General features: G+C 65.8%; 17 protein-coding genes and 1 pseudogene. 14 read left to right on the top strand and 4 right to left on the bottom strand.

Features of this window, described 5'->3' with window-relative positions; translation table 11 throughout:
• Nucleotides 1–25 precede the first annotated feature (25 nt).
• The 14 genes from BPRO_RS26345 to BPRO_RS26280 all read left to right on the top strand — a co-directional run bounded on the left by BPRO_RS26345 (nt 26) and on the right by BPRO_RS26280 (nt 13,386).
• Complete coding sequence (locus BPRO_RS26345; RefSeq protein WP_011486104.1) at nt 26–2,059, top strand: biotin carboxylase N-terminal domain-containing protein; 2,034 nt, start codon at nt 26–28, stop codon at nt 2,057–2,059.
• On the top strand, nt 2,056–3,201 hold the full coding sequence (locus BPRO_RS26340; RefSeq protein WP_011486103.1) for an acyl-CoA dehydrogenase family protein: 1,146 nt from the start codon (nt 2,056–2,058) through the stop codon (nt 3,199–3,201). The genes BPRO_RS26345 and BPRO_RS26340 overlap by 4 nt, the downstream gene beginning before the upstream one ends.
• 2 nt (nt 3,202–3,203) lie before the next feature.
• On the top strand, nt 3,204–4,265 hold the full coding sequence (locus tag BPRO_RS26335; protein ID WP_011486102.1) for an MBL fold metallo-hydrolase: 1,062 nt from the start codon (nt 3,204–3,206) through the stop codon (nt 4,263–4,265).
• Nucleotides 4,262–4,738 carry a PaaI family thioesterase gene (locus BPRO_RS26330; protein WP_011486101.1) on the top strand — a complete coding sequence of 159 codons (477 nt, stop codon included), beginning with the start codon at nt 4,262–4,264 and terminating at the stop codon, nt 4,736–4,738. Before BPRO_RS26335 ends, BPRO_RS26330 begins: the two co-directional genes overlap by 4 nt.
• On the top strand, nt 4,735–5,169 hold the full coding sequence (locus BPRO_RS26325; RefSeq protein ID WP_011486100.1) for a PaaI family thioesterase: 435 nt from the start codon (nt 4,735–4,737) through the stop codon (nt 5,167–5,169). The genes BPRO_RS26330 and BPRO_RS26325 overlap by 4 nt, the downstream gene beginning before the upstream one ends.
• A 22-nt stretch (nt 5,170–5,191) precedes the next feature.
• Nucleotides 5,192–6,088: an SDR family oxidoreductase gene (locus tag BPRO_RS26320; RefSeq protein ID WP_011486099.1), complete on the top strand. Its 897-nt coding sequence runs from the start codon at nt 5,192–5,194 to the stop codon at nt 6,086–6,088.
• On the top strand, nt 6,085–6,789 hold the full coding sequence (locus BPRO_RS26315; protein WP_011486098.1) for a transglutaminase-like domain-containing protein: 705 nt from the start codon (nt 6,085–6,087) through the stop codon (nt 6,787–6,789). Before BPRO_RS26320 ends, BPRO_RS26315 begins: the two co-directional genes overlap by 4 nt.
• Nucleotides 6,786–7,652: an alpha/beta fold hydrolase gene (locus BPRO_RS26310; RefSeq protein ID WP_011486097.1), complete on the top strand. Its 867-nt coding sequence runs from the start codon at nt 6,786–6,788 to the stop codon at nt 7,650–7,652. The genes BPRO_RS26315 and BPRO_RS26310 overlap by 4 nt, the downstream gene beginning before the upstream one ends.
• Nucleotides 7,653–7,666: 14 nt before the next feature.
• Nucleotides 7,667–9,184 carry an AMP-binding protein gene (locus BPRO_RS26305; protein WP_011486096.1) on the top strand — a complete coding sequence of 506 codons (1,518 nt, stop codon included), beginning with the start codon at nt 7,667–7,669 and terminating at the stop codon, nt 9,182–9,184.
• A gap of 55 nt (nt 9,185–9,239) precedes the next feature.
• Nucleotides 9,240–9,725: a MaoC family dehydratase gene (locus BPRO_RS26300; protein WP_011486095.1), complete on the top strand. Its 486-nt coding sequence runs from the start codon at nt 9,240–9,242 to the stop codon at nt 9,723–9,725.
• Nucleotides 9,726–9,813: 88 nt separating this feature from the next.
• Nucleotides 9,814–11,463, top strand: a complete 1,650-nt coding sequence (locus BPRO_RS26295) for a cyclohexanecarboxylate-CoA ligase (RefSeq protein ID WP_011486094.1) — start codon at nt 9,814–9,816, stop codon at nt 11,461–11,463.
• 87 nt (nt 11,464–11,550) lie between these two features.
• Complete coding sequence (locus BPRO_RS26290) at nt 11,551–12,720, top strand: acetyl-CoA acetyltransferase (RefSeq protein ID WP_011486093.1); 1,170 nt, start codon at nt 11,551–11,553, stop codon at nt 12,718–12,720.
• A 5-nt stretch (nt 12,721–12,725) separates the two neighbouring features.
• Nucleotides 12,726–13,127, top strand: a complete 402-nt coding sequence (locus BPRO_RS26285) for a Zn-ribbon domain-containing OB-fold protein (protein ID WP_011486092.1) — start codon at nt 12,726–12,728, stop codon at nt 13,125–13,127.
• A gap of 16 nt (nt 13,128–13,143) precedes the next feature.
• A complete protein-coding gene (locus BPRO_RS26280; RefSeq protein ID WP_041390606.1) occupies nt 13,144–13,386 on the top strand; it encodes a hypothetical protein in 243 nt (80 codons plus the stop codon).
• Here BPRO_RS26280 and BPRO_RS31030 read toward each other — a convergent pair.
• The 4 genes and pseudogenes from BPRO_RS31030 to BPRO_RS26270 form a co-directional block, all read right to left on the bottom strand.
• Entirely contained in the window at nt 13,318–13,551 is a 234-nt protein-coding gene (locus BPRO_RS31030; RefSeq protein ID WP_198141072.1) for an oxidoreductase C-terminal domain-containing protein, read from the bottom strand. The two genes, BPRO_RS26280 and BPRO_RS31030, sit on opposite strands and share 69 nt — an antisense overlap.
• Nucleotides 13,552–13,553: 2 nt before the next feature.
• Nucleotides 13,554–13,772, bottom strand: a pseudogene (locus tag BPRO_RS28255) (transposase domain-containing protein); the annotation flags it as partial.
• Nucleotides 13,703–14,365: an enoyl-CoA hydratase-related protein gene (locus BPRO_RS26275; protein ID WP_011486091.1), complete on the bottom strand. Its 663-nt coding sequence runs from the start codon at nt 14,363–14,365 to the stop codon at nt 13,703–13,705. The gene BPRO_RS26275 and the pseudogene BPRO_RS28255, both read right to left, overlap by 70 nt.
• A 15-nt stretch (nt 14,366–14,380) precedes the next feature.
• Nucleotides 14,381–15,211 (bottom strand): IclR family transcriptional regulator, encoded by an 831-nt coding sequence (locus tag BPRO_RS26270; protein WP_232291621.1) that lies wholly within the window; start codon nt 15,209–15,211, stop codon nt 14,381–14,383.
• Between the last annotated feature and the right edge of the window lie 382 nt (nt 15,212–15,593).

Below are 15,593 nucleotides of genomic sequence, written 5' to 3'. Positions count from 1 at the left end.
CGCGCCCAACAGACACACATTGACTATGTTTGAAACTTTACTGATCGCCAACCGCGGCGAGATTGCCTGCCGCATCGCCCGCACCGCGCGCCGCATGGGCTTGCGCACGGTGGCGGCGTACTCCGACGCGGACCGCGACGCGCTGCACGTGGCCCTGTGCGACACGGCCGTGCGTATCGGCCCGCTGGAGGCCGCGCGCAGCTACCTCGATGCCGCTGCCATCGTGGCCGCGGCGCGCGCCGCTGGTGCGCAGGCCATCCATCCGGGCTACGGCTTCCTGTCGGAGAGCCTGGCCCTGATCGACGCCTGCGAAGCCGCCGGTCTTATTTTTGTCGGCCCCTCGCGCGAGGCGATCCGGCGCATGGGGTCGAAGATCGAATCCAAGCGCATCGCGCTGGACGCCGGCGTGCCGGTGGTGCCGGGCTACCACGCCGACGACCAGGACCCTGGGGTCTTGCAGGCGGCGGCCAGTGACATCGGCTACCCGGTGCTGATCAAGGCCTCGGCCGGCGGCGGCGGCAAGGGCATGCGGGTGGTGCGCAGCGCGGCTGAATTCGCGGCCGCGCTGGACACCGTGCGGCGCGAAGCCCAGGCCTCGTTCGGCGACGACCGCGTGCTGCTGGAGCGCTACCTGGACGAGCCGCGCCACCTCGAAGTGCAGTTGCTGGGCGACAAGCACGGGCAACTGGTGCACCTGTTCGAGCGCGAATGCTCGATCCAGCGCAACCACCAGAAAGTGATCGAGGAAGCGCCCGCGCCGCACCTGCCGCCGGCCGTGCGCGAGGCCCTGTTCGCGCACGCGCTGACGATGGGGCGCGCCATCGGCTACGACAGCACCGGCACCATCGAGTTCATTCACGACAGCCGCAGCGGTGACACCTTCTTTCTGGAAATGAACACCCGCTTGCAGGTCGAGCACCCGGTGACCGAGCTGACGGTCGGCATCGACCTGGTCGAATGGCAACTGCGGGTGGCCGCCGGTGAGGTGCTCGGCTTTGGCCAGGCCGACCTGTCGCAGCGCGGCTGCGCGATCGAGGCGCGCGTCTGCGCGGAGAATCCGGCGGCCGGTTTCGCGCCCGAGATCGGCACCCTGATCGGCTACCGCGAGCCGCGCGGCGAGGGTGTGCGGGTCGACAGCGGCGTGCGTGTCGGCAGCCGGGTTACGCCCTATTACGACTCCATGCTGGCCAAGGTGATTGCCTATGCCGACGACCGGCCGACCGCCGCACGGCGGCTCGCCACGGCATTGGACGACACGGTGCTGCTCGGCGTGCACAGCAACCTCGGCTTTCTGGCCGATCTGCTGCGCCACGAGCACTTTGCGCAAGTACTCAGCACGCACTACATCGAACGTGCCTTTCCCGCCGGCTGGCAGCCGCGCGCGGACGATGAGCTGGCCATGGCCGCTGCCGCCTTGCATGGCGTGCTGGCCACGCAGGCCATGGCCGGGCAGAAGTCGCCTGGGGCCTGGCAGTCACTCGGGGCCTGGCGGGCGGCCGGCGCTGGGAGTGGCGTCGGCAGCACGCAGGTGCTGCTTGAAGACGGGCAGCGCCGCGTGCACGAAGCCAGCGTGTCGCCGCAGGGCGACGGTTGGCGCGTGCGCGTTGGCGAGCATGACCTGAGCCTGGCGGCGACGCTGAGCGGCGACACCCTGGCGTTGCAGCGCGATGGCCTGACGGTTCGCTTCACGGTGGCGGCGGCACAGCACGCCACGCAGGGTGAGCAGCTGTGGCTGGCCGGCCCGGGCGGCACCTGGGCCTGGCGCCGGCTTGACCGCTGGCAGCGCGCGCTCAAGGGCGCGGCAGGCGCCGATGAGCGGGGCGGCAACCGTCTGCTCGCGCCCATGCCCGGCCTGGTGACGCAGGTGCAGGTCAGCGTGGGCATGGTGGTGAACGCGGGCGACATCCTGGTGCAGATGGAAGCGATGAAAATGGTGCACACGCTGAGCGCTGCCGCGCCGGGACGGGTGGCCGAGCTGCGCTGCCGCGTCGGCGACGCGGTGCGCGGTGGTGATGTATTGGTAGTGATGGAAGCAATGGAAACCGAGGAAAAACAATGAACGACCCGATTTATTTTGACGAGCAACACCGGCAGTTCCGCGACAACCTGCGCCGCTTCGTCGAGCAGGAAGTGGTGCCGCAGGCCGCGCCCTGGGAAGAGCAGGGCATGGTGCCGCGCGCGGTGCTGCGCAAAATGGGTGAGTTGGGCTATCTGGGCATCCGCTACGACGAACAATACGGCGGCTCGAAGCTCGACACCGTGTACAGCGCCATCCTGGCCGAAGAACTCGGCCGCTCCACCTTTGGCGGCTTCGCCGTGACGGTGATGGTGCACACCGACATGGCCTCGCCGCACCTGGCCAACTTCGGCTCGCCCGAACAGTTGCAGCGCTACCTGCCGCCCATCATCCGCGGCGAGAAGATCTGCGCCGTGGCGGTGACCGAGCCCGATGCCGGCTCCGATGTCGCCGGCATCCGCACCCGCGCCGTGCGCGAGGGTGACGAGTGGGTCATCAACGGCAGCAAGATGTTCATCACCAACGGCGTGCAGGGCGACGTGTACTTCGTGGCCGCCAAGACCGACCCGACGGCCAAGGGCTCGCGCGGCATTTCGATCTTCATCGTCGAGAAGGGCACGCCGGGTTTCCGGGTCGGCCGTGCGCTCAACAAGAGTGGTTGGCTGTGCAGCGACACCGCCGAGCTGGTGTTCGAGAACTGCCGCATTCCGGCGGCCAACCTGCTGGGCGAAGAGAACAAGGGCTTCTACCAGATCATGCGCAACTTCCAGAACGAGCGCATGGTGCTGGGCGCCCAAACCATGGGCGAGGCCGCGCGCGCCATCGAGCTGACGCTGGACTATGTGCGCGAGCGCAAGGCCTTCGGCGCCACGCTGTGGGACAAGCAGGCGATTCGCCAGCGCCTGGCCATGCGGGCCTCGCAGGTGGCGGCGGCGCGCCAGCTGGTGTACCACGCGGCCTGGCTCGACGCGCAGGGGCGCGAGTGCGTGAAGGAAGTGTCCATGGTCAAGGCGCTGTGCGGCAATCTGGTCAACGACGTGGTCTATGACTGCCAGCAGTTCCACGGCGGCTTTGGCTACATGCGCGAAGCGGCCATTGAGCGCATGGTGCGCGACGCTCGCGTGCAGGCCATCGGCGGCGGCGCCACCGAGGTCATGCTCGAAGAAGTGGCGAAGCGGCTGTGAACATGAGCACCACGCCTTCCACCCCGGTCATCGACGGGCCGATCGAACTGCCGCTGCGCGAAGTTCTGCCCGGCATCCTGATGTTCACGCTGCCGGTGGACTACGGCATCGACCACGTCAACATCTACCTGATTCGCGACGGGCAGGGCTGGTGCCTGTTCGACACCGGCGCCGATTGCGAGGCGGCGCGGGCTCTGTGGCTGCGCGCCCTGGAGGGACCACTAGCGGCCGGCTTGACGCGCATCATCGTCTCGCACCACCACCCCGACCACCTCGGGCTGGCCGTGTGGCTGCACGAGCGCACCGGCGCGACCATCCTGATGCGCGAGGAAGAGCTGACGGTGGCGCGGCAGACGCATGTGAGCAGCGACGCTGACCGTGCCTACTGCGTCGATCTTATGTGCCGCCATGGACTGTCCGTCGCGGAGGCCCGCTATGTGGTGGGCGGCGTATTGCAAAGCAACATGGCCTGCGCCGTGCCGGCGCGCGTCGAGCCGCTCGAAGCCGGCCAGACGCTGCGCATCGGCGAGCATGTGTTCGAGGTGCTGGTGCTGGGCGGTCACAGCATTGCACAGATTTGCCTGTATGAGCCCCAGTTGAAGCTGCTGCTCACGGGCGACCAGTTGCTCGAACGCATCACGCCCAACATCGGCGTCTGGCCCTATGGCGAAACCGATCCGCTGCCGCGCTATCTGGACAGCCTGCGTACCATTGCCGCGCTGGAGATCGAGCACGTGCTGCCGGCCCACCACGACGTCTACCACGCCGGAGTCAAGCGCGCACACGGACTGGTGGCACACCATCAAAAAGCGCTGCGCAAGTTCATGGCGCGCCTGGGCGCGCAGGGCATGAATGCCAGCGAACTCGGCCACGCGGTCTATGGCGCGCAGAGCGACCCGCTGCATGCCTACCTGGCCATGGGTGAAACCCTGGCGCACCTGCTGTGGCTGGAGCGTGCCGGCTTTGTGCGCCGTGAAGAAACGACGGGCGTGACCCGCTGGACTGCAGTGCCTGCGGCCGGCATAGAACCCACCCTCACCTTGTCTGGAGACCTGTCGAGATGACAGAAACATACAGCATCAACGAAGAAGAAATCGCCAGGCGATGGCAAAAATTCGCCCATGTGTCGCCCTATAACCGCGAGCTGGGCTTGCTGCCACACGTGGTGCGCCCTGACTGGTGCGTGCTCAAAGTCGAGTACCAGGACGCGCTGGTGGGCGATCCGCAGACCCGGGTGTTGCATGGCGGCGTGGTCACCGCGCTGCTCGACGCCGCATTCGGATTCGCGATTTTCGTCAAGCTGCCGGCGTTCCGGCCGATGGCCACGCTGGACCTGCGCATTGACTACCTCAAGCCTGCCACGCCCGGGCGCGCGGTGCTGGGCGGGGCCGTGTGCTACAAGCTGACCCCGGAGCTGGCTTTTGTGCGAGGCTGCGCCTATCACGAGTCACTGGAGGACCCCATCGCCACCGCAGTGGGCATCTACATGTTCACCGAGGGGCGACCGGTGATCAGCAACGAGGAGGTTCCACGATGAATTATTCCGATATCGTGACCCGCTGCCGGGCTTCCAACGACTGGGCGCCGCTCGTCGAAGCCATTCCGTTCGCACGCTTCCTGAATCTGCGCATCGATGTCAAGGGTGACGCGTTCACCTGCATCCTGCCTTTTGAGCAGAAGCTGATTGGCAACCCTGTCCTGCCCGCCTTGCACGGCGGTGCGACCGGCGGCTTTCTGGAGTGTGCCGGCCTGTTTTATCTGCTGTTGCAGACGGAAACCAGCAGCCTGCCGAAAACGATCGATTTCAACATTGACTACCTGCGCACCGGTTTGCCGCGAGATACCTATGCCAACGTCGTGATGGTCAAGCAGGGACGGCGCGTGGCCAACCTGCGCATCGAGGCCTGGCAGTCGAGCCCCGACAAACCGATCGCGCTCGGCCATTGCAATTTCATGCTCAGTGCATGAACCCCTTTCAAGAGTAAAACCCATGAGTCAATCTGTCTATCAATCCGTGTTCCGCCCTGGCCTGTTTGCAGGTCAGACTGTTATCGTCACCGGCGGTGGCAGTGGCATTGGCCGCTGCACCGCGCACGAGCTGGCCAACCTCGGCGCCAGTGTGGCTCTAGTGGGCCGAAAGATCGAGAAGCTGCAGGCGGTGCAGACTGAAATCGAAGCTGCCGGCGGCCAAGCCAGTATTCATTCGTGTGACATCCGCGACGAGCCGGGCGTCAAAGCCATGATCGCCGACGTGATCGCCCGCCATGGCAAGATCGATGGCCTGGTCAACAACGCCGGCGGCCAGTACCCGCAGCCGGTCAAGGACATCAGCCTGAAGGGCTGGGATGCGGTGGTGCGCAGCAACCTCACTGGCGGTTTTCTGGTGGCGCGCGAAGCCTTCAACCAGTCCATGGCGTTCCATGGCGGCGCCATCGTCAACATCATCGCCGACATCTGGGGCGGCATGCCCACCATGGCGCACAGCGGCGCGGCACGCGCCGGCATGTTGTCGTTCACCGAGACGGCGGCCTGCGAATGGGCCTGCGCCGGTGTGCGCGTCAATGCCGTGGCGCCTGGCTGGATTGCCAGCAGCGGCTTTGACACCTACAGCCCCGAGATGCAGGCCGAACTGCGCAGTCTGAAAACCAAGGTGCCGCTGCAGCGTCATGGCACCGAGTCCGAGGTGTCGGCGGCGATTGTATTTTTGCTGTGCGAGGCGGCGGCTTTCATCACCGGCTCGTGCATTCGGGTCGATGGCGGCGTGCCCAATGCCCGCCCGACCTGGAAACTGCAGGCGCATGATCGCTCCAAGCCCTTCAACGGCTTTGCGCTGTCGCAGGCGCCGAAGTGCCTAAGCGAGGAAGCGCATGGAGGATCGAGGACATGAAGGCGTCGGCACAAACCACGAATTCGAACGACTTGTCGAGCTACCTCGCGCCCGGCCGGTACGTGGACAGCGATCACCCGGCGGTGATTGCGTTCGCGCGCCGGGTGGCCGACCCCTCAATGACGCCGCGCGAGATCGCGGTCAAGCTCTATTACGCTGTGCGTGACGAGTTTCTTTACGATCCCTACTACTTCGACACCACGGTCGAGGGCTTGAAGGCCAGCCACGTGATCGAGGCCGGACGTGGCTTTTGCGTGCCCAAGGCGGCGCTGCTGGCGGCGGCGGCCCGCGCCCTGGGCATTCCGGCACGGGTGGGTTATGCCGATGTGCGCAACCACCTGACCAGCCAGCGGTTGTACGAGATGATGGGCACCGATCTGTTTGTTTTTCACGGCTACACCGAGTTGTGGGTGGACGGCCAGTGGCTCAAGGCCACGCCCGCTTTCAACCGCTCCCTGTGCGAGAAGGCGGGCATCCATCCGCTGGAGTTCGACGGCAGCGCCGATTCGGTCTTTCATGAATTCGATGTCAGCGGCCGCCGGCACATGGAGTACGTGCACGACCACGGCACCTACGCCGACTTGCCGCGCGATGAACTGCTGGCCTCGTGGCGCGTGCATTACAAAACCTTCGCCGACTGGGGTCAGGTCGCGGCCGACGGCGGGGCCGACTTCGCGCAAGAGGTGGGCAAGCCATCATGACGGCGCGCCGGGAATTTTCCGGTTTCGCGGGCGGCCCCCTGGTGGCCGATGTCTACGGCCCGGTGGGCGCGCCCACGGTGCTGCTGCTGCACGGTGGCGGACAAACCCGCCATGCCTGGGGCAAGGCGGGACAGGTGCTGGGGGACGCCGGCTGGTACACCGTGGCGCTGGACTTGCCGGGTCACGGCGACAGTGCCTGGGCCGCCGATGGCGACTACCGCATCGAGACGCTGGCTGACACCATGTGCCGCATCTGGCGCGAGCTGGGAACGCCGCTGGCGGTGGTCGGTGCCTCGCTGGGTGGCCTCATCAGCATGGCCGCCGTGGGCCGGGCCGATGCGCCGCCGATCAGCGCGCTGGTGCTGGTGGACGTTGCGCCGCGCATGGAACAAGCCGGTGTCGAGCGCATCGTGCGCTTCATGCGGGCGCGGCCCGAGGGTTTTGCGTCGCTCGAAGAAGCCGCCCAGCATATTGCCGCTTACCGGGGCCGGCCCATGGAAGGCCCGGTCGAGGGCCTGAAGAAAAACCTGCGCCTCAACGCGCAAGGCCGCTGGAACTGGCATTGGGATCCGCTCATGATGAGCGAGGCCAACCACAACCACCGGCGTGACGCCGACGGCTACGAGCGCGCCTTGCGCGGCCTGCAGGCGCCCACCCTGCTGCTGCGCGGCCAGCGCAGCGACGTCATCAGCGAAGAAGATGCGCGCGCCCTGGTGCAAACCCTGCCGCGTGCGCGCTTTGTCGACCTCAAGGGCGCCGGCCACATGATTGCGGGTGATGCCAACGATGCCTTTGTCGCCAGCGTCGCGACCTTTCTGCATGAAGTGATGTCGCCGGCACAGTCCCCGGCGAGCGGAATCTGAACCAGGAGCATTCAATGAGTTTGCGATCTTTCACCTTGCACGATCTCATCAATCGCAACGCCGGGCTGCACGGCTCGAACACCGCCCTGGTGTTCGGCGATCAGCGGGTCACGCATGCCCAGTACGCCGAACGCACGGCGCGCCTGGCCGCCGGTCTGGCCGCTGCGGGCGTGGGCCGGGGCGACCGGCTGGCGATCCTGGCCCAAAACGGCCTGGAGTATGTCGACCTGTTTGGTGCCGCCGCCCATCTGGGCGCGATCGTGGTGCCGATCAACTGGCGGCTGTCGGCCGAGGAGGTCGCCTACGTCATCGAGGACGTGGCCCCCCGGGTATTGATCGTGGCCGATGAATTCAAGGCGCTGTTGCCGCAGCACGGGCTGGACGGCATGCAGCGCTACACGCTGGGGACGGCGCCGGGCGCGGCGCAGGCGCCGTGGCAGCCGGTCAGCGCCCTGTATCTCGATCGCACCGTGCCGCCTGCCGATCTGAATGACGATGAGGGGCTTGTCATCATCCACACCGCCGCCGTGGGCGGGCGGCCGCGCGGTGCATTGCTCTCGCACCGCAACCTGATCGCTGCCAGCCTGCAGACGCAACTGGCCTGGCGTCTCACGCCGGCGGACATCAACCTGGGCGTTTTGCCGCTGTTTCACGTGGCTGCCATCGGCTTCCTGCTGGCCACGCAGCAGGCGGGCGGCGCGACGCTGCTGTTGACACGTTTCGATCCGCCCAGTCTGGTCAAGCATATCGACGAGGACGGCGGCAGCCTGATCGGCACTTTTCCGCCGATGCTGGGCGCTCTGCTGGACGCGGCCGCGGCCCAGGGTTCGGCGCTGGACAGCCTGCGCGTGGTGTCGGGAATCGACGTGCCCGAAACCATCGCGCGCCTGCGCACGGACTATCCCCAGGCGACCTTCTGGAGTGCCTACGGCCAGACCGAGACTTCGGGCTCGATCAGTCTGGCGCCGTTTGACGAGCGCCCCGGCAGCGCCGGGCGGCCCGCCGCGCTGAACACGGTCGCGGTGGTCGACGAGCTGGACCGCCCGTTGCCCACAGGCGCCACCGGCGAAATCGTGGTGCGCGGGCCGATGGTGTTCCAGGGCTACTGGCGCTGCGACGCAGACAACGCCTTCACGCTGCGCAATGGCTGGCACCACACCGGTGACATGGGGCGCATCGACGCCGAGGGCTACCTCTGGTACAGCGGGCGCTCACCGGCCAAGGAGTTGATCAAGCCGGGCGGCGAAAACGTCTATCCGGCTGAAGTCGAGCGGGCCCTTCTGGAGCACCCGGCGCTGGCGCAGGCGGTGGTCATCGGTGTGCCGGACGTTCAGTGGGGCGAGGCGGTCAAGGCCGTCTGCGTGCTGAATGCGGGGCACACGCTGAGTGCCGAGGAATTGATCGAGTTTGTGGGCGGGCGCATCGCGCGCTACAAAAAACCCAAGCACGTGGTGTTTGTAGCGGCGCTGCCTCGCACCGCTGTCGGCGGGGTGGACCGCGCGGCCGTCAAGGCCGGGCACGGCCAGGCCTGACGCGGCTCGCAGCGGACGATTTTCAACCTGAATCAGCCAAGAAGGAGACGACAACATGACCCAGGCATCCCACGACGACCCGGTGCAGCGTTTCAAGACGCACCGGCGCACCATCACCGAAACCGACATCGTCAACTTCGTCAATGTGGCAGGACTGCACGAGCCCTTCTTCATTGACATGGAGTACATCCAGAACAATATGGAGGGCGCCCACCGCAGCCGCTTTGCGCCCGGGCCGATGATCATCTCGCTGGGCATGGGGCTGCTGGCGACCTACGTGGCGGGCATCATCGAACGCACGCTCAAAGGCCATGAAGTAGGCGCTTTTGGCGGCATGACCGGCCTGCAAGCGCGCCTGCGCGGCGCGCTGTTTCCCGGCGACACGATTCACGTCGAGGGCGAGGCGCGGCTGCGTCCGCCGACCTCGCGCGGCTACACGCTGATGGAGATCGAGCACCTGGTGATCAACCAGCGTGGCGAAACCATCGCCGATTTCACCGAGACCCTGACCTTCCTGCCCAGGGAGGCCGGCACGGCGTGACCCCGACGTTCAAAGTTCGCGGGCCCGGCCGTCAGCCATCCGGCACGGCCAGGTTCAATTCATTTCAATGCAACGACAAGGAGACAACATGATCGAATCCCAACTGAGCCCCCAACTGGTTCAACAAGCCCGGGCCGGCGGCCACTGGCACAACAAGACCCTGCTCGACTTCCTGGATGAAGTCGCGCCCAGCCGCCTCGACAAAGTGGCCGTGACCGACCTCAACAGCATGACCGGGCAGGCGAACACCTTGTCGTACCGGCAACTGCTGCGCCTGTCCAAACGCATCGCGCTCGGTCTGGCGGCGCTGGGCGTGCAGCGGGGCGATGTGGTCTCGTACCAGTTGCCCAACTGGTGGCAGTTCGTGGCACTGCACCTGGCCTGCCTGCGTATCGGCGCGGTCACCAACCCGGTGATGCCGATCTTTCGCCATCACGAGTTGACCTTCATGCTGGGGCTGGCCGAATCGAAGGTCATGATCGTGCCGCGCGAGTTTCGCGGTTTTGACCATGCCGCGATGCTGCGCGAAATTCAGCCGGCGCTGCCGCAGCTCAAGCATATCTTTGCAATTGGCGGCGAAGGCGACATGTCGTTCGAGAAGCACTTCATCGAGCGCCGCTGGGAGCAGGAAACGCCCGATGCCGACCAGGTGCTGGCCGAGCGCCGCCTGCGCCCGGACGAAGTGATGCAGTTGCTGTACACCTCCGGCACCACCGGTGAGCCCAAGGGCGCGCTGCACACCTCCAACACCCATTTCGCGAACATCGTCGAGGTTGTCAAGCGTTGCGGCCTGACGGCCGAGCATGTGTGCTTCATGCCCTCACCGATGGCGCACCAGACGGGTTTTGCCATCGGCATGGAACTGCCGCTTATGCTGGGCGCCAAAATGGTGCTGCAAGACATCTGGGAGCCGGAACTGGCCCTGACGCGGATTCAGGACGAAGGCGTGAACTTCATGATGGCGGCCACCCCCTTCCTGGCCGACCTGACGGATCATCCGGACCTGCCGCGCTATGACATTTCCACGCTGGATGTTTTCATCTCGGCTGGCGCGCCCATCCCCCGCACACTGGTCGAGCGCGCCACTGAGCGCCTGAAGGCGCACATCGTGTCGGCATGGGGCATGACAGAGAATATCCTGGTCACCGGCACACGACTGGACGATGTTCCCGAGAAGGTGTTCGGCACCGACGGCGTGCCAGTGCCGGGCATGGAAATCCGCGTCGTCGATGCCGCGGGGCAGGCGCTGGCCGTGGACCAGGAGGGCGAGCTGCAATCGCGGGGGCCGAGCCACTTCGTGGGCTACCTCAAGCGCCCCGAACGCTACGACATGGATGATCAGGGCTGGTTCAAGACCGGCGACCTGGCGCGCATCGACGCCGACGGCTGCGTGCGCATCACCGGCCGGGCCAAGGACATCATCATCCGGGGCGGCGAGAACGTGCCGGTGGTCGAGGTCGAGCAGATGCTGCACCGCCATCTGGCCATACAGACGGCCGCCGTGGTCGGCGTGCCCGATGCGCGGCTGGGCGAGCGCGCGGTGGCCTATGTCACGCTCAGGCCGGGTCACGGTCTCACGTTCGAGCAGATGAAGCGCTTTCTTGAAGAGCAGCGCATGACCAAGCAGTATTGGCCGGAAACCTTGATCGTCCTGGACGACTTGCCGCGCACACCCACCGGAAAGATCCAGAAGTTCCGCTTGCGCGAGATGGCGCGTGCTGAAAACAAGACCGATTGATCCCACCTCGGGTCCGTGCTTGCCACAGACTGAACGGGCCGTCGCTATTGAACGGAAGAATAGACGAACAAAAGGAGAATTCCAGAGATGAAAAAACGAGAAGCAGTGATCGTCGGCGTTGCCGACCTGCCCCTGAAGGACGGCAAGGTACTCAGGCCGATGTCGGTGCTTGAGGCCCAGGCGCTGGTGGCGCGTGATGCGCTCAAGGACGCGGGCATTCCGATGAGCGAGGTCGATGGTCTGCTGACCGCCGGCTTGTGGGGCGTGCCCGGTCCGGGCCAGTTGCCGACCGTGACGCTGTCGGAGTACCTGGGCATCACCCCACGCTTTATCGACAGCACCAACATCGGCGGCTCGGCCTTTGAGGCGCACGTGGCCCATGCGGCGATGGCCATCGAGGCCGGCCGCTGCGAGGTGGCGCTGATCACCTACGGCAGCCTGCAAAAGAGCGAGATGAGCCGCAACCTGGCCGGGCGGCCCGCCGTGCTGACCATGCAGTATGAGACGCCGTGGGGCATGCCCACGCCGGTGGGCGGCTACGCCATGGCGGCCAAGCGCCACATGCACGAATACGGCACCACCTCCGAGCAGCTAGCGGAGATTGCCGTGGCCACGCGCCAGTGGGCGGCGCTCAACCCGGCGGCCACCATGCGCGACCCGCTGTCGATCGAGGACGTGCTGAAAAGCCCGATGGTCTGCGATCCAATGCACCTGCTTGATATTTGTCTGGTCACTGACGGCGGCGGTGCCGTGGTCATGACCACGGCCGAGCACGCCAGGGCGCTCGGGCGCAAGGCGGTCCATGTGCGGGGCTATGGCGAATCGCACACGCACTGGACGATTGCCGCCATGCCCGATCTGGCACGCCTCACAGCGGCCGAGGTGGCGGGCCGCGACGCCTTTGCCATGGCGGGCATCGGGCATGACGCCATTGACGTGGTCGAGGTCTACGACTCGTTCACCATCACCGTGCTGCTGACGCTCGAAGCGCTGGGCTTTTGCCAGCGCGGCGAGAGCGGCGCCTTCGTGTCCAACCAGCGCACCGCGCCGGGTGGGGCATTCCCGCTCAACACCAACGGCGGCGGTCTGTCCTACGCGCACCCTGGCATGTATGGCATCTTCCTGCTGATCGAGGCGGTGCGCCAGTTGCGCGGCGAATGCGGCCCGCGCCAGATCGCGAATGCCGTGACCGCGCTGGTCCACGGCACCGGCGGCACGCTCTCCAGCGGTGCCACTTGCATTCTTTCCACCCGGTGAGCACCATGTACGACAAACCCCTGCCCGTCATTGATGGCGAAAGCCGCCCCTATTGGGACGCCCTGAAACAGCACCGCTTGACACTCAAGCGCTGCCAAGACTGCGGCAAGCACCATTTCTATCCGCGCGCCCTGTGTCCGCACTGCCACTCGGACGCTGTCGAATGGGTCGATGCCTGCGGCACCGGCACCATCTACAGCTACACCATCGCGCGCCGGCCGGCCGGTCCGGCCTTCAAGGCCGACACGCCTTACGTTGTGGCGGTGATCGACCTGGATGAGGGCGCGCGCATGATGACCAACATCGTCACCGACGATGTGGAGGCGGTGCGCATCGGCCAGCGCGTGACGGTGCAGTACGACGACGTGACCGAAGAGGTCACGCTGCCGAAGTTCCGGCTCTTGTAACAACGAGGTTTCCCGCATGGACTTCACCATCGATCCCGACACCGTGGCGATTGCCGAGGCGGTGCTGCGCTTCGTCGGGCGCGAAGTGCTGCCGCTGCAGCAGCGCCAACACGACCTGCTGGGCAAGCGAACGCACACGAATCCGTGGGTAAGGCGGGTCGACGAGCTCAACCATCTGCCGCGCCTGAGATCACGCCGGTTGCGAGGCTGTGCGGGCGATCAGGTTGCGCAAGTCAATACCAGGGTCCGCCAGTGCTGAGCGGTCGGGCAGGGAGTCGCCAGTGATGAGGCGCTTCAGGGACGTGAACTCGCGTGCGTTGTTGACGCAACTGGCGCCGACGACCTGGCCTCGGGAGAGGTGAATCAGTGAAAATTTGTCACCGGTTGTAAGCGACCGGGCAATACACCTTGAATCCAGCGCCATCATTATGGCAAGGGGGGTGCCTGAGCAGGTTGCCAGGGATGGGGCAGCAGTTGTGCAATCTGGCTGTTCTTGTGGGTGGGCAACCGCATCAGCACATCCTTGAGGTAGGCGTACGGGTCATGCCCGTTGAGCCGGGCGCTCTGGATCAGGCTCATGATGGCAGCGGCGCGCTGGCCGGCCCGCAGCGATCCGGCGAACAGCCAGTTAGCTCTGCCAATGGCAGCGGCGCATTGGCCATGAGCCGGGCCGCCAGTTCCTTGGCGCCCTGCAATGCCTGCCCCTTGGGCGTCAAGCGGTTGATGTAGCCGAGTTCGTAGGCGCGCTGCGCCGTCAGCGGCTCGCCGGTCATCGCGATTTCCATCAGGATGCGCTGCGGCAGCATGTGGATGACCGGCGCGGCCCACGGCATGCCGCGCCCGACCTTGGCCTCGGTGATGGCGAATTTGGCAGTCTCGTCGGCCACGCACAGGTCGCACATCTGCGACAGCAGCCAGCCGCCGGCATAGGCATAGCCTTGTACGGCGGCGATGACGGGCTTGGTGACCTCGATGTTGTCGCCCAGCACGGCGATGAAGCCCGCGGGCGGGATGCGCAGTTGCGTGTCGGCGGCTTCCACCAGGTCCATGCCGGCGCAGAAATTGTCACCGGTCCCGGTGAGGATGGCCACCTGGGCCTCGGCGTCGGCTTCGAAGCGGCGCCAGACCTCGAAAAAGCCTTCGCGCACGGCGCGGTTCAGGGCGTTGCGCCGTTCGGGGCGGTTGATGGTGATGACGGCAATGCCGTCGTTTACCTCATAGAGAAGTTCGTTGTTCATTGGCTTGTCTCCTTTTCAAGTAGTGCTGGATGCTGACCGCGCAGGTTGGCCGAGCGCGTGCGAGATATTTTGTGCAAGCGTCACCACCAGGCGTTGCAGCGCATCGGCGCTGGCGCGACCGCGCTCGATCGGGGTGGCGATGATCAGCGCCGCGTTCACGCGCCCGTCGGGCTCGAAGATCGGGGCCGCAAAGCCGGCCACGTCGGGCGTGACTTCACCGAAGGTAACGGCCACGCCGCTGACCCTGACCTCTTCAATGAGGCGCGCCAGTTGCGCCCGGTTGGTGACCGAGTGTTCGGTCATGGCCCGCAGGTCGGCGCGGCGCAGGTAGTCGCGCCGCCAGGCCTCGTCCTGGAAGGCGAGCAGCACGCGACCAGAGGAAGACGCAAACAGCGGCCGCGTCGTGCCGACGGGCACGGCATAACGAATCGGGCGCTCGCTCTCGATGATCGGGTTGTAGACCAGCCGACCTGCGGTGCGGTCGATTCTGGCGATCAGGGCGGTCTCGCCGGATCGTGCCACCGCCTCGCGCAGGAAGGGCAGGGCCACGATGTCGAGCGAGCGGGCCGACACCAGCGATGCCCCCAGCGAGAACGCCTCGGGGCCGAGTTCATACAAGTCATTGCTGCGCTGCAGGTAGCCATGCGCCGTGAGGCCGCGCAACAGCGAGAGCACGCTGGTCTTCGGTGCATTCAAGGCCAAGCACAAGGGGGTCAGGGCCAGGCCGGCACGGCGGTCGGCCAGTATCCGTAGCAGCCGCAGCACGCGGGTCACTGCCATGGGGGCAGCCTCCGCGCTGGGATTGATGCCTGTGCATTCGCGCAAGCTGGCCGTGGGCATGTTCATCGAAAATCTGCTTTTGGTTTGAAACCTCGCCCTTCAGGGCGATGAGAGCCGACCCCGGCCTGAAGGCCGGGGTTTCAGGCGAGCGTTTTGGGAGGGGATGCAAACCCTTTCCAAAACATGTTTGACCGACAGGCCTGAAGGCCTGTCGCTAATTTCTTGCTGGAACCAAGGTCTCCTTGTGTTCTGAAGTTCTGATATGAGAACATTTGTTTGAAAATAAGAATAACTACAAGGGCGTTTCCCGAAGTCAAGCAGCATTTTCCCCTGACGAGCTGCATGCATGAGTCGCCATATTGTCTGGAACCAGCGGGTAGAAACGAAACCTCTTATTGGCGACAGCGATGAGTAAACACAAGGTGCGGACTGGCTGAACTACAAACGG

Source organism: Polaromonas sp. JS666 (assembly GCF_000013865.1).
Classification (GTDB): Bacteria; Pseudomonadota; Gammaproteobacteria; order Burkholderiales; family Burkholderiaceae_C; genus Polaromonas.
Note: the sequence above shows the minus strand (reverse complement) of the source record. Positions and strands in the feature narration are given on the sequence as shown.